The sequence below is a fragment of the Sphingopyxis witflariensis genome (assembly GCF_002205635.1).
GTDB classification, from domain to species: Bacteria; Pseudomonadota; Alphaproteobacteria; order Sphingomonadales; family Sphingomonadaceae; genus Sphingopyxis; species Sphingopyxis witflariensis.
On the sequence record NZ_NISJ01000010.1, the window covers coordinates 49,609 to 68,125 of the forward strand.

The 18,517-nt window shown below is 64.1% G+C and carries 13 protein-coding genes; 9 read left to right on the top strand and 4 right to left on the bottom strand.

Annotated features, from left to right (window positions below):
* Window positions 1-12: 12 nt before the first annotated feature.
* Window positions 13-762, bottom strand: coding sequence for a helix-turn-helix transcriptional regulator (locus CDQ91_RS16270; protein WP_088473859.1), 750 nt, complete (start codon window positions 760-762; stop codon window positions 13-15).
* 142 nt (window positions 763-904) lie between these two features.
* On the opposite strand from CDQ91_RS16270, the gene CDQ91_RS16275 reads away from it, so the two are divergent.
* A complete protein-coding gene (locus CDQ91_RS16275) occupies window positions 905-3,361 on the top strand; it encodes a TonB-dependent receptor (RefSeq protein ID WP_088473780.1) in 2,457 nt (818 codons plus the stop codon).
* Between the two features lie 20 nt (window positions 3,362-3,381).
* A complete protein-coding gene (locus CDQ91_RS16280) occupies window positions 3,382-4,242 on the top strand; it encodes an oxygenase MpaB family protein (protein ID WP_088473781.1) in 861 nt (286 codons plus the stop codon).
* Between the two features lie 12 nt (window positions 4,243-4,254).
* Here CDQ91_RS16280 and CDQ91_RS16285 read toward each other — a convergent pair whose 3' ends face one another.
* The gene (locus CDQ91_RS16285) at window positions 4,255-4,911 is read right to left on the bottom strand and encodes a TetR/AcrR family transcriptional regulator (protein ID WP_088473782.1); all 657 of its coding nucleotides are present in this window, start codon (window positions 4,909-4,911) and stop codon (window positions 4,255-4,257) included.
* Window positions 4,912-4,964: 53 nt separating this feature from the next.
* Between CDQ91_RS16285 and CDQ91_RS16290 the strand changes: the two genes are divergently transcribed.
* The 6 genes from CDQ91_RS16290 to CDQ91_RS16315 all read left to right on the top strand — a co-directional run bounded on the left by CDQ91_RS16290 (window position 4,965) and on the right by CDQ91_RS16315 (window position 12,994).
* On the top strand, window positions 4,965-6,392 hold the full coding sequence (locus CDQ91_RS16290; protein ID WP_088473783.1) for an efflux transporter outer membrane subunit: 1,428 nt from the start codon (window positions 4,965-4,967) through the stop codon (window positions 6,390-6,392).
* Complete coding sequence (locus CDQ91_RS16295; RefSeq protein ID WP_164499270.1) at window positions 6,392-7,540, top strand: HlyD family secretion protein; 1,149 nt, start codon at window positions 6,392-6,394, stop codon at window positions 7,538-7,540. The genes CDQ91_RS16290 and CDQ91_RS16295 overlap by 1 nt, the downstream gene beginning before the upstream one ends.
* A gap of 4 nt (window positions 7,541-7,544) precedes the next feature.
* Window positions 7,545-9,092, top strand: coding sequence for a DHA2 family efflux MFS transporter permease subunit (locus tag CDQ91_RS16300; RefSeq protein ID WP_088473785.1), 1,548 nt, complete (start codon window positions 7,545-7,547; stop codon window positions 9,090-9,092).
* 88 nt (window positions 9,093-9,180) lie between these two features.
* Entirely contained in the window at window positions 9,181-11,055 is a 1,875-nt protein-coding gene (locus tag CDQ91_RS16305) for an ABC-F family ATP-binding cassette domain-containing protein (RefSeq protein ID WP_088473786.1), read from the top strand.
* Window positions 11,056-11,228: 173 nt separating this feature from the next.
* Window positions 11,229-12,314, top strand: a complete 1,086-nt coding sequence (gene hppD / locus CDQ91_RS16310; RefSeq protein WP_088473787.1) for a 4-hydroxyphenylpyruvate dioxygenase — start codon at window positions 11,229-11,231, stop codon at window positions 12,312-12,314.
* A gap of 128 nt (window positions 12,315-12,442) precedes the next feature.
* Window positions 12,443-12,994 (top strand): VOC family protein, encoded by a 552-nt coding sequence (locus CDQ91_RS16315; protein ID WP_088473788.1) that lies wholly within the window; start codon window positions 12,443-12,445, stop codon window positions 12,992-12,994.
* Between the two features lie 78 nt (window positions 12,995-13,072).
* Here the strand turns inward: CDQ91_RS16315 and purH are convergent, their stop codons facing one another.
* Window positions 13,073-14,665: a bifunctional phosphoribosylaminoimidazolecarboxamide formyltransferase/IMP cyclohydrolase gene (gene purH, locus CDQ91_RS16320; protein WP_088473789.1), complete on the bottom strand. Its 1,593-nt coding sequence runs from the start codon at window positions 14,663-14,665 to the stop codon at window positions 13,073-13,075.
* A 300-nt stretch (window positions 14,666-14,965) separates the two neighbouring features.
* Window positions 14,966-15,997, bottom strand: coding sequence for a phytase (locus CDQ91_RS16325; RefSeq protein ID WP_088473790.1), 1,032 nt, complete (start codon window positions 15,995-15,997; stop codon window positions 14,966-14,968).
* Window positions 15,998-16,181: 184 nt separating this feature from the next.
* Here CDQ91_RS16325 and CDQ91_RS16330 point away from each other — a divergent pair, with 184 nt between their 5' ends.
* Window positions 16,182-18,512, top strand: a complete 2,331-nt coding sequence (locus tag CDQ91_RS16330) for a TonB-dependent receptor plug domain-containing protein (protein ID WP_088473791.1) — start codon at window positions 16,182-16,184, stop codon at window positions 18,510-18,512.
* Window positions 18,513-18,517 lie beyond the last annotated feature (5 nt).

Genomic DNA, 18,517 nt, shown 5'->3' on the forward strand with positions numbered 1-18,517 from the left:
CTGGCGAATGCGTCAGGCGGCGCGCGCGCCGACAAAGCCCAGCCCGGCGGCGAGTTGGATCGACTGCGCGCGCCCGGTCGCGCCGAGCTTGGCGGCGGCGTTGCGCAGGTGAAAGCGCACCGTCGAAACCGACAGCGACAGGATCGTGCCGATCTCGCCATCGGTCTTTCCCGCCGCCGCCCAGCGCAGGCATTGCACTTCGCGGCGGGTCAGCATCTGCGGGACCGTCGCATTGCGCGGCCGGTCGCGCGCCTCATTGTGCGTCGCGACGAGTTGCAGCGCGAGCGTGTGCATCCGCTCGGCATGGTCGGCGAACAGCGCGGCGACTCCCACCGGCTCGCGCGAGCACCAGACCACCGCGCCGACAAGGCCGCGCGGCAGATGGACGGGGGCGATGATTGCCTCGCCCAGATGCGGGCTTTCGCGGACCTGGCTGCAATCGACCGCGTCGAGCAGTCCGGTCGGGCGCCAGCTGTTGAGGGCTCCATCGCTGTAGTAAAAGGGCTCGGCGACCAGCCGGGCGGCGGTCAGGAAGGGGATGTGGAGCGCCAGTTTGCGGTCGCGCCAATATTCATGCGCCGGGTCTATCCACGCAAAGCTGGCGACGGCATAGGGGCGGCCTTCCTCATCGGCCATCGGCTCGGGGTCGCCCAGATCGGCCTGCGCGGCGATATAGGGCAGGCCGATCGCGTCGCCCGCGGCCTGCACCGCGGCGATCATCGCCGGAAGCCGCGACCAGCTAAGCGCTTGATAATCTGTCACGCCGACCAATTCCCCAAAACCATCCTGACACAGATGACAGCTTGTTGATCGCCGAGCAATAATCTCATCTGTCAGGGTCCGGCTGGAACGACGCTCGCACAAAGACGAGCCGCGCGACAAGCCGATTGAGGGAGGATTGACCATGACGGCATATCGACTTTTCCTGCTCGCGGGCACCGCGACCAGCCTTGCGTTTGCAGCTCCGGCCTTCGCCGCCGATGCAGCGGGAGACGTGGCCGCAGAAGCCGCGCCGGTTGAGGGCGAGATCATCGTCACCGCACAGCGCCGCGCCGAATCGCTCAACGATGTCGGCATGGCGATCCAGGCGGTCGACGGGCAGACGCTGGAAAATCTGCGCGTCACCGACGTCCGCGACCTGACCGCGGTCGCGCCGAGCTTCACCGTCTCGCAAAGCTATCAGGGGGTGCCGACCTACACATTGCGCGGTATCGGCTTCAACACGATCAACCTGTCGTCGACCTCGACCGTCGGCACCTATGTCGATGAAGTCTCCTATGCCTATCCGATCATGAACACCGGCCCGGTGATGGATCTGGAGCGCGTCGAAATCCTGAAAGGACCGCAGGGCACGCTCTATGGCCGCAACACTACCGCGGGGCTGATCAACTTCATCACCGGCAAGCCGACCGACAGTTTCGAGGGCAGCATTCGCGCCGACCTTGGCAATTATCAGACGTGGAATATCGGCGGCCATCTGTCCGGCCCGCTCGCTGAAGGGCTTTCGGCGCGCGTCGCCTTTCGCAGCGAGAATAGCGACAAGGGCTGGCAGGTCAGCAATTCGCGCGGCGAGCGGCAGGGCGAGGTCGAGAAGCTGGGCGTGCGCGGTTCGCTCGCCTTCGATCCCGGCCCCGGTACCCATTTCGACCTGTCGGTGACATGGTGGCAGAACAAGTCCGACACGGTGGTCGGGCAGGGGATCGGCTTTACGCCTGCGACCAATCCGGTCGGCGGCACGAGCAATTCGCGCTTTTTCAACACGCCGGGCCTCGCCACCTATCTGGCGAATAATTTCCCGACCAATGCTCGCCAGGCCGATTGGGCGCCCGAGGCGGAGCGCTCGGCCGACATTGGGACCGGATTGGGGCTCAAGGGTCCGCTCGCCGAGGATAATCGCTTTTGGGGCCTCAAGCTGCGCTGGGATCAGGATTTGGGCGACGCGATGAAGCTGGTTTCGCTCACCAGCTATAATGACTTCAAGCGCAACTCGCTGTCTGACTGGAGCGGCGCGCCGTTCGAGATCCTGCTTCAGAACACCGTCGGCCGGATCAAGAGCTTTGCGCAGGAACTGCATGTCGAGGGCGAATCGGGACCGGTCACATGGCTCGTCGGCGGCTATTATGCGAAGGACCGCATCCTCGATTCCAACCGCACGATATTGGGGCAGAACGCCAACCCCCGGCTGATCCGTGCCGCCGGAATTCCGTTGCTGGCGTCGCCGTTCAATTCGGGCGGCTATACCGCGCTGCAACTGTCGCAGGCGTTTCGCACTTTTCAGGATATCGGCCGGATCAATACGACGACGTGGAGCATCTTTGCCAATGGCGACTGGCAGCTCGCCGAGCAGCTGAAGCTGACCGCAGGGGTCCGCTACACGCAGGACAAGCAGCGCTACAATGGCTGCTCGCGCGACGTGAACGGCAATATGCTGCCCAACGTCAATGTCGTGAACCGCGCGCTCTATACCCAAACCTATGGCAGGACCCCGCCGGAGATCACGCAGGGCCAGTGCAACACCTTCGACCCCGTGAGCAACATGTTCGGCGAGGTGAAGTCGGTACTGGATGAAGACAATGTCGCCTGGCGCGTCGCGCTCGACTGGTCGCCGAACGACGATACCTTGCTCTATGCCTCTGTGTCGCGCGGCTACAAGGCCGGGACGACGCCAGTCAACACGGCCAGCACGGCGCGGCAGAATGCGTCAGTGAAGCAGGAGCAGCTGACCGCCTATGAAGTCGGGGTCAAGGCGACGCTCGCCGACCGCATGGTGCAAGCGAACCTGTCGGCATTCTACTATGACTATCGCGACAAGCAGATCAGCACCTATTTCGCCGATCCGATCTACACCGCGCTGTCGCGGCTCGACAATGTGCCCAAGTCCAAAGCCTATGGCGTCGAGGGCGAGCTGATCGTCCGGCCGATGCAGGGGGTCAGTATTTCGACCAGCGCCTTGTGGCTGAAGACGCGGGTCATCGATTATGATGGTACCAACGCCGCCGGGCAGCCCGAGAATTTCGACGGGGCCGAGTTCATCTATAGCCCGAAATTCCAGGGCAGCATCACGCTCGCCTATGATACCCCGGCCACCGACACGATCGATGCCTTCGGTGCGATCAGCGCGCGGTATCAGAGCAAGTCGAACACGATCTTCGAGGATATCGATCTCTACAAGGTCGATGCCTATGGCACCGTCAACGCGAGCGTCGGGCTTCGCGACGAAAGCGGCTGGTCGGTGTCGCTGTGGGCGAAAAACCTGTTCGACAAATATTATTGGTCGGCGGTGTCGAGCAACGCCAATGTCGTCGTGCGTTTTGCTAATCAGCCGCGGACCTATGGCCTGACCGTCGGTCTCGATTTTTAAGGGAGCACTTGCAAGTGGAGATGGCGCAGGACAGCTATATGGGGACGGCGGTCGATTTCACCGCCCCCATTGGCGAGCCTGCGCTGCTCGCCCCCGACAGCGTCCAGTGGCGCGTCTATAAAAACCAGATTGCGCTGGGGATCGGCGGCATCGCCGCGGTGCTGCTGGAATTTGCCGAGCCGCGCATCCGCAGCGGGGTGTGGGATCATTCGACGTACAAGGCCGACCCGATCGGCCGCTCGAAGCGCACCGGGCTGGTCGCGATGCTCTCCTGCTATGGTCCTGCCAGCACCGCCAGGGCGGCGATCGGCAGCGTCAACCGGCTGCACGGCAAGGTGAAGGGCGAAACCCCCGGCGGCGAAAAATATCGCGCGATGGATCCGGTGTTGCTCGACTGGGTTGCGGCGACCGCATCCTATGGTTTTTTGACGGCGTATGACCGCTTCGTCCACCCGCTGAGCGAAGCCGACAAGAATCGCTTTATGCGCGACAGCGAGGCGATCGGCCGCGAATTCGGCGCGCGGCACACGCCGCAGACGATCGATGCTTTCATGGATATGATGGCGGCGCTCGAACCACGGTTCGAGCCGCATCCGATCATCTTCGAATTTCTCGACATCATCCAGTCGGGTCGCGCCGCCCCGAACGTGCCGCGTTTCCTGCACCGCGCGATCGCGCGGGCGTCGGTGTCGCTGCTTCCCGATCATATCCGCCAGCGGCTTGACCTTGGTGTGCGCTTCGATCTGACGCGTCTCGATCGCATGGCGCTCAAACTCGCGGGGCGACTGGCCGACCGGCGCGCCGCTCCCCAATCGCCGCCGTGTCAGGCGAGTGTGCGGATGGGATTGCCCCATGATTATCTTTATCGCCGCAAAGGCTGACGGAGCGGCTCCTCAGCCGTTCGTTTCGGGCCTCCACGCACGATAGAAAGTGTCGATCGCAGCTTCGATCTCGGCGGCGACGCGCTCGCGATTGCGGTCGCGCCCTTCAGGCAGGCTGAGGACCGCCTGATAATAGAGTCCCGACTGACACAGGCCGGACAGATGATAGACCGCCTGCATGGGGTCGCCCATGCGCAGTTCGCCCATCACCATTTTCTCTCCTATCCACGCGGCGATGCGGGCCTTTCCACGGCGTGGGCCGCGGTCATAGAAGGTTTCGGCGAGGTGCGGAAAGCGTTCAGCCTCGCCGACGACCAGGCGATACAGAGCGAGCATTGCCGGCGACAGCAGGGTGTTCACCAATACATTGCCGAAATGGCTGAGCACGTCGACGACGGGCTCGTCGAGCGGCAGTTCGACCTGCAGCGCCGCGCCATAATGGCCGACGATGTCGTCGACGACCGCAGCGAACAAATCCTCCTTCGACGGAAAATAAGTCCAAAGCGTCGTCTTCGATCCGCCGACCTTGCTCGCGATCGACGACATGGTCGTCCCGGCATAGCCATTCGCGAAGAACAGCTCGCGTGCCGCATCGACGAACGCCTTGCGGCGCGCGGCGGCGGCATCGTCCAGGGGTGCCGTACCGGTTGGTATCATTTCGATTGACAACGCATTCTCCGAAGTTCAGATGCTCATGATACCAGATAGTATCGTTGGATTCCATGGCCCGGCTCAAATTTGTCACAATCGCTGTTTTCGGCCTGCTCACGGGTTGCGCCGCCGTTCCCGATCTGGGGCCAGCACCGGTTCCGGCTGCGCCCGAGTCGCTGGGATCGACCGCCTCCTTCGCTGACGCGCGGGGCGAGTGGCCGACCGAAGGCTGGTGGCGTGGCTTTGGCGACGCGCAACTGAATTCCCTGATCGAAGAGGGGCTTGCGGGTTCGACCGATGTCGCGATTGCCGCGGCGCGAGTGCGCGCCGCCGATGCGATGGCGCGGCAGGCTGGGGCCGAGCTTGCGCCGCGTGTCGGTGTCGAGGGCAGTGCGGGCGGCGCCCAGCAGAGCAAGAATATGGGGATCCCGCCAGCCTTCGTGCCTGATGGCATCCAGGATACCGGCCATGTCGCCGCAACCTTTTCCTTCGACCTCGACCTGTGGGGTCGCAATCGCGCGGCGCTCGCGGCGGCAACATCGGAAGCCGAGGCCGCACGGGTCGACGAAGCGCAGGCGCGGTTGATGCTGACCACCGGCATCGCCTCGGCCTATGCCGACCTCGCGGGCTATCATGCTGCGCTCGACGTTGCGAATGAGGCGGAGCGGATACGCGGTGCGAGCGCTGCGCTATCGGCGGCGCGGGCACGCGCCGAAATCGAAAATCGCGCGGCCGAGCGTCAGTCCGAAAGCCGTGCGGCGTCGGCGCGCGCGGATATCGCCGCGCTCGACGAGGCGATTGTGGCGACACGCAACCGGTTGGCGGCGCTGGTCGGTGCTGGCCCCGATCGCGGGCTTTCGATCGTGCGGCCAACACTTTCCAGTGCGGCGGTGGGATTGCCGCCCGAGGCCGGGATCGGCCTGATCGGCAGGCGGCCCGACATTGTCGCGGCGCGGCTGCGCGCCGAGGCGGCGGCGAAGCGCATCGACGTCGCGCGCGCCGATTTCTATCCGAACATCAGCCTGTCGGCGCTTGTCGGCTTGCAGTCGCTGGGCCTCTCCAACCTGTTCAGCGCGGGGTCCGAATATGGTAATGGCGGCGCGGCGATCAGCCTGCCAATCTTTGACGGCGGGCGCCTGCAGGGCCGCTATCGCGGCGCGCGGGCGGACTATGACGTGGCCGTCGCAACCTATGACCGCACGTTGATCGATGCGTTGCGCGATGTCGCCGATCTGGTCGCAAGCCGCACAGCCAATATGCGTCAGCTTGCCGGCCGACGCGAAGCGCGGGTAGCGGCGGGCGAGGCGGCCAAGCTCGCGGGACTGCGCTATCGCGCGGGCCTGTCGAACCAGCTCGAACAACTCACCGCCGAAGACAGCCTCGTCGCCTTGAGCCGCGCGGTCGCCGATCTTGAGGCGCGGCAGCTGTCGCTCGACATCGCACTGATCCGCGCGCTCGGCGGCGGATATCACGCGCAAAATTCCACAGGAGACATATGATGGCCGACAATACGGCTGCGATCGAAACCGAGGCTCTCCCCGCCACCGACGAAGCCCGCGGCGCCAAGCGCAACAAAATGCTCCGCATCCTCGGGCTGGTGGTGCTCGTCGCCGCGCTCATCTGGGGCGCATGGTATTTCCTGACGCAATCCGGACGGGTGCATACCGACAATGCTTATGTCGGCGCCGATTCGGCCGTGGTCACTGCGCTCGTTTCGGGGCCGGTGAAAGAAGTGCGCGTCGCGGGGACGCAGGCGGTCAGGAAGGGCGATATTCTCGTCATTCTCGATGACAGCGATGCGAAGCTCGCGCTTGCCGACGCCGAAGCGACGCTGCGGCAGGCGCGGCAGCGTTACGGGCAGGCGGGTGCGAACGCCGATGCGGCGCGGGCGCGGGTCTCGGCGCGTGGCGCCGATATTGCCCAAGCACAGGCGCGGCTGCGCGACGCCAATGCGACGGTCGCGAAGGCGCGCGCAGAACTGGCGCGGCGCGAAAGCATTGCCGGCACTGGCGCGGTGTCCGGCGAAGATCTGGCGGCCGCGCGCGCGGCGTTCGTGTCGGCGACGGCGGCGCGCGATCTGGCGGCGGCGGGTATTGCTTCGGCCGAAGCCACGCGCGGGTCTGCGAGCGGCGATCTCGGCGCCGCCGAAGCGCTGGTGCGCGGGACGACGATCCAGACCGCGCCCGACGTGGCGGCGGCGCAGGCGCGTCTGGAGAAGGCGCAGCTTGACCTCGCGCGCACCGTGATCCGCGCGCCGGTCGACGGCATTGTGACGAACAAGCAGGTGCAGGTCGGACAGCGGATCGCTGCGGGCGCGCCGATCATGACGATCGTCCCTATCGACACGGCCTATGTCGACGCCAATTACAAGGAAAGCCAGTTCGAGGATATCCGCATTGGCCAGCCGGTCGAACTGGTGTCGGACTATTATGGCGGCGATGTCGTCTTTCACGGCAAGGTCGTCGGCATCGCCGGCGGCACGGGCGCGGCCTTCTCGTTGATTCCGGCGCAGAATGCGACGGGCAATTGGGTGAAGGTGGTTCAGCGCCTGCCGGTGCGCATCGCGCTCGATCCCAAGGAGCTGAAGGCGCATCCGCTGCGCGTCGGGCTGTCGATGGAAGCCACGATCGACACGCGCGGGAATTGAGGCGATGGCCAGCGCCGCCCTGACAGCCGGAGCTTCCAGCGAACCCGCGCCGCTGACCGGGGTCAAGTTGATCGCCGCGGCTTTCGCGCTCGCGCTCGCCAACTTCGTCGTCGTGCTCGACATGACGATCGCCAATGTGTCGGTGCCGCATATCGCTGGCGGCCTCGCGGTGTCGCCGACGCAGGGGACATGGGTGATCACCAGCTATGCGGTCGCCGATGCGATCGCCGTGCCGCTGACCGGCTGGCTCGCGATGCGGTTCGGGACGGTGCGCTGGTTCCTCTATTCGATCCTCGGTTTCGGGCTCTTCTCCTTTCTGTGCGGTATTTCGCAGACGCTCGATTCGCTGATCGTCTTTCGCATCCTGCAGGGGCTGTCGGGCGGGCCGCTAATGCCGTTGTCGCAAATCCTGCTGCTGCGCATCTTTCCGAAGGAAAAGGCCGGCATCGGCCTTGCGATCTGGGCGATGACGACGACCACGGCGCCGATCCTCGGACCGATTCTGGGGGGCACGATCAGCGACAATTGGAGCTGGCCGTGGATCTTCTTCATCAACCTGCCGGTGGTTGCGATCTGCGCTTTTGGCGTCGGCAGCTTGCTCGGCAAGTTTGAAACCAAGCGTGAGAAGGCGCGGATCGACGTCGTCGGGCTGGTGCTGCTCGTGTTGTCCGTCGGCGCGTTCCAGCTGATGCTCGACACCGGGCGCGAGCATGATTGGTTCGAATCGAGCTGGATCGTGATGCTCGCGGTTATCTCGGCGGTCAGCTTCGCCGCTTTCGTGATATGGGAGCTGACCGACGCCAATCCGGTCGTGGACCTGCGCGTCTTCCGCTTTCGCGGCTTTACCTTTGCGACCGTCGCCATATCGCTGGGCTTTGGCGCCTTTTTCTCGCAGGTCGTGCTGACGCCTTTGTGGCTGCAACAGGTCGCGGGCTATACCGCGACCGAGACCGGCTATATCGTCGCGTGGATCGGGGTGTTTGCGGTGTTGCTGTCACCGGTCGCGGCGGGATTGATCGGCAAGATCGATATTCGTATCTCGATCTGCGCCGGGATATTGTGGATGGCCTTTATCTCGGTCCTGCGCGCAAGCTGGAACGCCGACGTCGATTATTGGACGCTCGCGCTGCCGCACCTGCTCCAGGGAATGGGCATGCCCTTCTTTTTCGTCGGGCTGACCGCGCTCGCGCTGTCGAGCGTTCCCCAAAAGGATCAGACATCGGCGGCGGGGCTGATGAGCTTTTTGCGCACGCTGAGCGGTGCGATGGGCACTGCGGTCGCGACGACGGCATGGGATATGGAAAGCCGTGTCGCGCGGTCGGAACTCGTGTCCGGCATGAACGATACCGGCGGCACGATGGACATGCTCCAGCGCGCGGGGATGACGCTCGAACAGGCGCGCGCCGCGATTGAGCGGCTGGTCGAGGTGCAGGCATCGACCCTTGGCGTGCTCCACCTGTTCCTTGCATCGGGGGTGGTGTTCGTTCTTGCCGGGATTGCCGTGTGGTGCGCGCCGCTGCCCAAGCATGTGTCGATGGGTTCGTCGCACTAGATGCTTTTAGCAAGCGGGCCGGTGCAGCACCGCCCAGAGGAAATCCAGCCCCTTGGGTTGTGCGTCGCAACATGCTAGGCGCGCGCCCATGCTGACCATCAACGGAATCACTGTACGCCTTGGCGGGCGCGCCATCCTCGAACGCGCCACGGCGAGCCTGCCGGCGAAAAGCCGTGTCGGGCTAATCGGCCGCAACGGCGCCGGCAAATCGACGCTGATGAAGGTGATGATCGGCCAGCTCGAACCCGACGAAGGCAGCATTGACATGCCGCGCCGCACCCGCGTGGGCTATATCGCGCAGGAAGCGCCGAGCGGCACTGCGACGCCGTTCGACACCGTGCTTGCCGCCGACACCGAACGCGCCGAACTGCTCATCGCATCGGAAACCGAGCAGGATCCCGACAAGCTCGGCGATATCCACGAGCGGCTGATCGCGATCGATGCCTATACTGCGCCGGCGCGCGCCGCGCGCATCCTGATCGGGCTGGGGTTCGACGAGGAGATGCAGGGCCAGCCGCTCGACAGCTTTTCGGGCGGCTGGAAGATGCGCGTTGCGCTCGCGGCGCTGCTCTTCTCTGAACCCGACCTGCTGCTGCTCGACGAACCGTCGAACCACCTCGACCTCGAAGCCACGCTGTGGCTCGAGAATTTCCTGCGCGCCTATCCGGGGCAGCTGGTGGTGATCAGCCACGAGCGCGATCTGCTCAACAATGTCGTCGACAATATCCTCCACCTCGAGGGCGGCAAGGTCATGCTCTATGCAGGCGGCTATGACTCCTTCGAGCGCCAGCGCGCCGAACGCGCGGCACAGCTCGCCGCGGCCAAGGCGTCGCAGGATGCCCAGCGCGCGAAGCTCCAGGACTATGTCGCGCGCAACAGCGCGCGCGCCTCGACCGCGAAGCAGGCGCAGTCGCGTGCCAAAATGCTCGCCAGGATGCAGCCGATCGCCGCGCTCGCCGAAGACCATACGCTCGCCTTCGATTTCCCGAGCCCCGACGAGCTGAAGCCGCCGCTGATCACCCTCGATCTCGCGAGCGTTGGCTATGCCGACAAGCCGGTGCTCCAGCGGCTCAACCTGCGGATCGATCCCGACGACCGGATTGCGCTTCTCGGCCGCAACGGCAATGGCAAGACCACGCTCGCGCGGCTGCTCGCGGCGCAGCTGTCGCCGATGGCGGGCGCGATGGCGGCGTCGGGCAAGATGCGCGTCGGCTATTTCACTCAATATCAGGTCGAGGAACTCGACGGCAGCGACACCCCGCTCGCACATATGACGCGGGTGATGGAGGGCAAGCCGCAGGGCGCGGTGCGCGCACAGCTCGGGCGTTTCGGCTTTTCGGGCAATCGCGCGACCACGCAGGTCGCCAAAATGTCGGGGGGCGAAAAGGCGCGGCTCGCGCTGGCGTTGATCACCCGCGAGGCGCCGCATCTGCTCATCCTCGACGAACCGACGAACCACTTGGACGTCGATGCGCGTGAGGCGCTGGTGCAGGCGCTCAACGGCTTCGAAGGCGCAGTGGTGCTCGTCAGCCATGACCGCCATATGCTCGAACTCACTGCCGACCGGCTGGTGCTCGTCGATGACGGCACCGCGCGCGAATATGACGGCAGCATGGACGATTATGTCGACATGATTCTCGGCAAGGGACCGGCGAAGGAAAAAATGTCGAAGGCCGACAAGAAGGAAGACCGCAAGGCCGCCGCTGCTGCGCGCGAAGCCGCTGCGAAGGTCAAAAAGGAGGTTTCGGATGCCGAAGCCGATCTTGCCAAATATGAGGTCGTTCTGTCCGCCATCGATCGCGCGATGTTCGATCCGCAGGGCGCGGCGAATGAATATAAGGGCCTGACGATGAGCGAGCTGTCGCAGCGGCGCGGCAAGATCGTCGCGGCGCAGGAAGCCGCCGAGGCGCGTTGGGTCGCGGCAAGCGAGGCGCTGGAGGCGTTCGGAGCGGCGACCGCCTAGATTATTCTCCCCGATATCGTCACCCCGGACTTGATCCGGGGTCCAGACATCGAAGCTGCGATGGATGCCGGATCAAGTCCGGCATGACGAAGTTGTTGTGGGCCAACCCGCATTGACTCCGCCACCCCAATCCATCATAATAGTTTCAATTGAAACTAGATGGGAAGATGATGATGGCCGACCTGTTCGACAATCCGCTGGGCCTCGACGGCTTTGAATTCGTCGAATTTTCGGCGCCCGAAAAGGGGATTCTCGAACCGGTGTTCGCCGCGATGGGCTTCACCCAGATCGCGCATCACCGCTCGAAGGACGTCCAGCTGTGGCGTCAGGGCGGCATCAACCTGATCGCCAATTATCAGCCCCAGTCGCCCGCCGCCTATTTTGCAGCCGAACATGGCCCGTCAGCGTGCGGCATGGGCTGGCGCGTCCGCGACGCGGCGAAAGCCTATGCCGAAGCGATCGCGCGGGGCGCCGAGCCGGTCGAAGTGATGCCGGGGCCGATGGAACTGCGCCTGCCCGCCATCCGCGGCATCGGCGGGTCGATCATCTATCTGATCGATCGCTACGGCGACGACCTCAGCATCTATGACATTGATTTCGTCTATGAAGAGGGCGTCGATCGCCATCCGGTCGGCGCGGGGATGCAGTTGATCGATCACCTGACCCACAATGTCTACGGCGGCCGCATGGCGCATTGGGCGTCGTTCTATGAACGCATCGCGGGGTTCCGCGAGATCCGTTATTTCGACATCAAGGGCGAATATACCGGCCTGACGTCGAAGGCGATGACCGCCCCCGACGGCAAGATCCGCATTCCGCTGAACGAAGAGGGCGCGGGCGGCGGCGGCCAGATCGAAGAATATCTGCGCGCCTATAATGGCGAGGGCATCCAGCATATCGCGTTCAGCTGCGACGATCTTTACGCCGCGTGGGACAAGCTCAAGGCACTCGGCAATCCGTTCGCGCCCGCCCCGCCCGCAACCTATTATGAAATGCTCGAAGAGCGCCTGCCGGGCCATGGCGAGTCGGTCGAAGGATTGCAGTCGCGCGGCATCTTGCTCGACGGTTCAACGACCGAAGGCGACCCGCGCCTGCTCCTCCAGATTTTCGGCCAGACGGTGATTGGCCCGGTCTTCTTCGAATTCATCCAGCGCAAGAAGGATGAGGGCTTCGGTGAGGGCAATTTCACCGCGCTGTTCAAATCGATGGAAATGGACCAGATTCGTCGCGGGGCATTGGAAGTGAAAGAGACCGCTTGATCCCCTAAACCCGTTTGCCCTGAGCCTGTCGAAGGGCCGTTCTCTTCTTGAACAACGAAGATAAGAACAGTGTTTCGACAAGCTCAGCACGAACGGGGTGGGCTCAACACGAACGGAGTTTTGGGACAATGACCAGCCAATCGCCCATTAAACTCGGCGGCGTACACCACGCCGCCTATCGCTGCCGCGACGCGAAAGAGACGGTGGACTGGTATGAACGCATGCTCGGCATGACCTACACCACCGCCTTTGCCGAGGATCATGTGCCGTCGACCGGCGAATATGATCCGTACATGCACGTCTTCCTCGACGCGGGGAACGGCAACATATTGGCATTTTTCGAACTGCCCAACCAGCCCGACATGGGGCGCGACACCAACACCCCGGCGTGGGTCCAGCATCTGGCGTTCAAGGTCGGCAGTTTCGACGAGCTGGTCGCGGCAAAGGCGCATCTTGAGGCGAATGGCGTCGACGTGCTTGGCCCGACGCATCACGGCATCTTCAAGTCGATCTATTTCTTCGACCCCAACGGCCATCGCGTCGAGCTGGCGTGCGATATCGGCACCGCCGAGCAATATGCCGAACTGCGCCGCGTCGCGCCATTGATGCTCGAGGAATGGAGCCAGACCAAGAAGGCGCCACGCCACGCCGACTGGCTGCACACCGCGGCGAACGAGTAAGCTTTTGTTCCCCGGCGAAAGCCGGGGTCCATAGCGGCGCCGAAAGCATGGGCCCCGGCTTTCGCCGGGGAACAGCTATTAATGGCGGAAGTGGCGCATCCCGGTGAATACCATCGCAAGTCCGGCTTCATTCGCCGCTGCAATCACCTCGTCATCGCGGATCGAGCCGCCCGGCTGGATGACGCAGGTCGCACCCGCCTCGACCGCGGCGAGCAGGCCGTCGGCGAAGGGGAAGAAGGCGTCGCTCGCGACCGCGCTGCCCACGGTGCGCGGCGCGGCCCAGCCGTGCGTCTCGGCGGCTTCGCGTGCCTTGATCGCGGCGATGCGCGCGCTATCGCGGCGGTTCATCTGGCCCGCGCCGATGCCTGCGGTCGATCCGCCCTTGGCATAGACGATCGCGTTCGACTTCACATGCTTGGCGATCGTCCAGGCGAAGAGCGCATCGGTCAGCTCTTCTTCGGTCGGCGCGCGGTCGGTGACGGTTTTCAGATCATCGCGGGTGATGTGGCCATTGTCGCGGCTCTGCGCGAGCCAGCCGCCTGCAATCGTCTTCATCATCAGGCCGCCGCGCGCGGGATCGGGAAGCTCGCCGGTCAGCAGCAGGCGCAGATTCTTCTTCTTCGCGAACACCGCGCGGGCATCGGCGTCGGCGTCGGGCGCGCAGACGACTTCGGTGAAGATGCCGCTGATTGCTTCCGCTGTCGGGCCGTCGAGCGGCCGGTTGACTGCGATGATCCCGCCGAAAGCCGAGACATCGTCGCACTTCAGTGCGGCGTCATAGGCCTCCGCAATCGTCGCGCCGCTCGCGACGCCGCACGGGTTGGCGTGCTTGACGATGACGCAGGTCGGCCCGGCGTCGCGGAATTCGGCAACCAGCTCGAGCGCCGCGTCGGCGTCGTTGATATTGTTGTAGCTGAGCTCCTTGCCCTGCACCTGCTCGGCCTGCGCGATCCCACGCGAGGCGGGGCCTGCGGGGAGATAGAGCGCCGCCTTCTGGTGCGGGTTCTCGCCATAGCGCAGCTCGGTCTGCAGCTTCGCGGTCAGCGGCAGCGTGTCGGGGAACAGCTTGCCCTGGTCGGCAAAGGCGAACCAGCTGGCGATCATGCCATCATAGGTCGCGGTGTGCGCAAAGGCGGTTGCGGCGAGGCGCTTGCGCAGCCCCAGCGTCGTCGCGCCATTGTTCGCGTCCATCTCGGCAATCACCGCGGCATAATCTTCGGGCTCGGTGACGATGTTCACGAAAGCGTGGTTCTTCGCCGACGAGCGCACCATTGCGGGGCCGCCGATGTCGATATTCTCGATGATTTCGTCGCGTGCGGCGCCCTTCGCGACGGTTGCTGCGAAGGGGTAGAGGTTGACGACGACGAGGTCGATCGCGCCGATGCCATGTTCTTCCATCGATGCAATATGCGCTGCATCGTCGCGGACGGCGAGGATGCCGCCATGGACCGTCGGGTGCAGGGTCTTGACGCGGCCGTCCATCATCTCGGGAAAGCCGGTCAGGTCGGCGACGTCGAGGACATTGTGCCCCGCTTCGCGCAGTGCCTTTGCGGTGCCGCCGGTCGAGACCAGTTCGACGCCATGGCGGACGAGCGCGGCGGCGAGGTCGGCGAGACCCGCCTTATCGCTGACGGACAGAAGCGCGCGGCGGACGGGGACGAGATCGGTCATGGGGAAGGGGCTTTGCTCAGGGGGTGGAAAGACGCAGTCCCCCTAGGCGCATGGCCGCTTTTGGGCAAGGTGAGTCCGCCCATCCAATTGAACGTCGCCTCCGCGAAGGCGGGGGCCGCAAGTGGGTAGATGCCGTTGATCCGCAACGCCATCCAACCCCGTTTGTGCTGAGCTTGTCGAAGCACCGTCCTTTCTTCTTTGACGTCGCAAAGAAAGAACGGCCCTTCGACAAGCTCGGGGCGAGCGGTTTATAAGGAACGCGCTATGCTTTAACCCTGCATTCGCGGGGGCGACGTTTGTCTATAGCCCCAGCGCCGCCGCAATCCGGTCCCAGCCGACCAGCTTGAAATTCTGTGCTTTGGGTGCGTTGTCGCCATCCTGGGCGATGAACAGTCCCCCGGCATAATCGCCGCCGAAATTGCCCGCCGCTGCCGCGATCCCATCGGTCTCGCTCGTCGCGCCATATGTCCCTGCGGCGACCGCGAAACGTCCGACATAGTCGAACCCGGGCAGGCGGAAGACGGCAAAAGCGTTGTCGCCTTGGCTCGAGGCGATCAGGTAACGCTGACTCTTGTGATCGATCGTCGCGAGACCCTCGACATCGGCGACGAGGCGCTGGTTGTCGACCGGGGCGACGAGACGCGCGGTCGCGCCGGTGCCATTCTGCTTCAACTGCCAGATGCCGGCATCTTCCTCGCCGACATACAGCGTGTCGCCGTCGAAGACGCAGCCTTCGGACTGGGTCGGGATCTTATATTCCCACTGCACCGCAAAGGCGGGCGCGGTGCCGTCGGCGACGGTCAGGGTGCCGACGCGAACCGTGCCGTCCTTGACGATCAGCGCGGCGGTGAGCGGCGCGCCGGGCGCGGTCTGGGCGAGGCAGAGGCCATAGGCTTCGCCGGCACCCGCGGGGGCGCGGCCGATTGCGGTCAGCGCGGGCTTGGCGCCGTCGAGGCGGAAGACCGCGAGATGGGCGTTCACGCCATCGTTGCGGTCGCTGGCGACGATGATGTCGCCCATCACATCGACATTGTTGACCAGCCCGGCCTTGATGAACGCCAGATCCTTGCCGGCGAGATCATAGACATGGAGGCCCGCCTTCTTGTCGGTCGCGATGACCAGCGCGCGGTTCGGATTGGCGGGGTCGACCCAGATCGCCGGATCGTCGGCGGCATCGGCGCGGTTGGTGCCGACGGGCGCGGTTTCGCCGCTCGCGGTGACCGGCGCCGGGGGCAGGCCGTGGATCATCGGTTCGGCTTGTCCCGCGCATCCCGCCAGCGCGGATGCAAAAGCCAATGAAGTCAGCAACTTCCACTTGTACGTAGCGACCATGATGATTCCCCTGTTTCCGGCGGCGCGAAAGTGCGGCTGGCGCGCCCCGTCCCAGCAAAGTGATGAGACGTCAATACTACAATATTTCAGTCACTTAACTGAAACATAACCGTCACACAGCTCGCCGCAAACTGTCACACGCCACCCCTAGACGCCCGGCAACCACAAAGGGGGTCTGACCAACATGATTCGAACATTCAGCCTGCATTCCGCCGCCGCACTCGCTCTTGCTGCGGCGCTCGCTGCCGCTCCGGCCACTGCGCAGGAAGCGCCGATCGTCAATGACGACGGCAGCATCACCTCGGCGCAGGACATCGTCGTTCTCGGCAGCGTCGGTTATCGGGGCCGCAACGACGCCGCCGAGCCCGTTCTCACCTATGACAGCGAATTTTTCCAGCGTTTCGAGCCGCTCACCGCGGGCGACGCGCTGAAGCGCGTGCCGTCGGTGACCTTCCTCTCGGACGTGATCGAAAGCGACGGGCCGCGGCTGCGCGGCCTGCCGCCGGGCTATACGCAAATCCTGATCAACGGCGAACGCGTCCCCGGCAGCAACGCCGACCGCAGCTTCTTCCTCGATCGCATCCCCGCCGAACTGATCGACCGCGTCGAGATCGTCCGCTCTTCGTCGGCACGGCGCACCGGCGATGCGGTCGCGGGCACGATCAACATCGAACTGCGCGACGCCTATGAACTCGACGGCGGCTATGTCCGCGCGGGCGGGCTCTATTATGACGACAAGGAACTCGAACCCAGCCTGGGGCTGGTTTATGGCGGCGCGGTTGGTCCGGGCCGCCTGCTCGTCGGCCTGAATCTTCAGGGGCGTCACAATCCGAAGAAGAAATATTCGCTGCGCTACAAGGACTCGCCCGAGAACGAGCCCGACTATGCCACCACCGAATTCGACAATCGTGAGGACCAGCGCGACACCCGCGACGGCAAGGATTATTCGGCCAACGCAAGCTATGAGATCGACGGCGAAACCACCGATTTCCGGGTCAGCGGCTTTTATGTCCGCACCGACCGCACCGAAAGCGAGCGCAGCTTCGAATATGATGATCCGACCGCGACCGGCGGGCCGCTGCCACTCGGCCCGCTGATCAGCGACAACGCCAATGTGAACGAGATCGATCAGGAAAATTACAGCATCGACGCCAAGCTGGCGCACCGCTGGTCGCTCGGCAAAACGACGCTGCGCCTCGGCTATGCGCGTTTTGACGACAAGCAGCGCGAGACCGAATATCAGATTGAATTCGACGACAAGGACGATCCTGCGTTCGAACAGGTGTTCACCGCGACCGACGTCACCGACAAGGAATATACGGCGAAGCTCGACCATGAAGTTGAACTCGGCGATGATATCCAGCTTGTCGTCGGCGGCCTTTATCAAAAGAAAAAACGCGGCATGGCGATCCTCGACGCCGATGCCGAAATGGAATTTCCCGGTCTCCAGACCAGCTATGACCCGTTCGCCGACAATCCGACCGACCTGATGGAGCCTTTCGGCGCGCTCAAGCCCACCGATGGCGGGGTGAACCGGATCAAGGAGCGCCGCTTCGATGGCTTTGCGCTGGTGCAGGGTAAAACGGGTGGGCTGACTTGGGAGGCGGGCGTCCGCTACGAGACGACCAAGCTCGATATCCGCGATTTCAGCGACCCCGACGATGTGCTGACGCAGGACAATGATTATGAAAAATGGCTGCCGTCGGCGTCAATCAAGTTCGACCTGACCTCGCACGACCGCATCACCGCATCGGTGGCGCGCACCAACCGCCGCCCCGATTTCAACTATATTTCGCCCGCGACGCTCAAAAAGGAAGTCGGCGACAATGACCTGATCGGCAATCCGCAGCTCGGCCCCGAAACCGCCTGGGGGATCGATGTCGGTTATGAACGCCGCATCGGCGCGCGCGGGATCGTCGGCCTCAACGCTTTCTATCGCGACGTGACCGGCCTGATCGAACTCATCAACACCGAAGAAACCGGCTCGGAGGGGGCGGGCACCGTCGTCTATCAGCCGCAGAATGTCGGCGATGGCAAGGTTTGGGGCGTCGAATTCGACATCTCGACCGACCTCGGCTTCGTCGGGCTTCCCGACACCGGCATCTTTGGCAACGTCTCGTGGCTCGACAGCGAGATCAAAGATTTTGCGGGCGAGCGCCGCTTCAACGGCCAGTCGAACTATGTCTATAACATCGGCTTCATCCAGGATCTGCCGAAATGGGGCGTCGCCTTCGGCGCGACCCATCGCAAGCAGGGCGCGGCTTATGACCGCGTGCTGGGTGAGGAAATCCGCACCAGCTATGGCAGCGACCTCGAAATCTTCGTCGAAAAACGCTTCGGCAAGAAATTCACGATCCGCGCCGTGGGTTCGAACCTGCTCAACGGCGCGAAGCGCGAGGCGTTCAACAAGTTCGACAGCCCCGAGGATCAGGCCGACCGCAAGTTCGACGAATATGAACTCGAATCCGAAAAGGCCGGTCCGGTCTTTCAGTTGATGGCGCGCTACGCCTTCTGACGCTG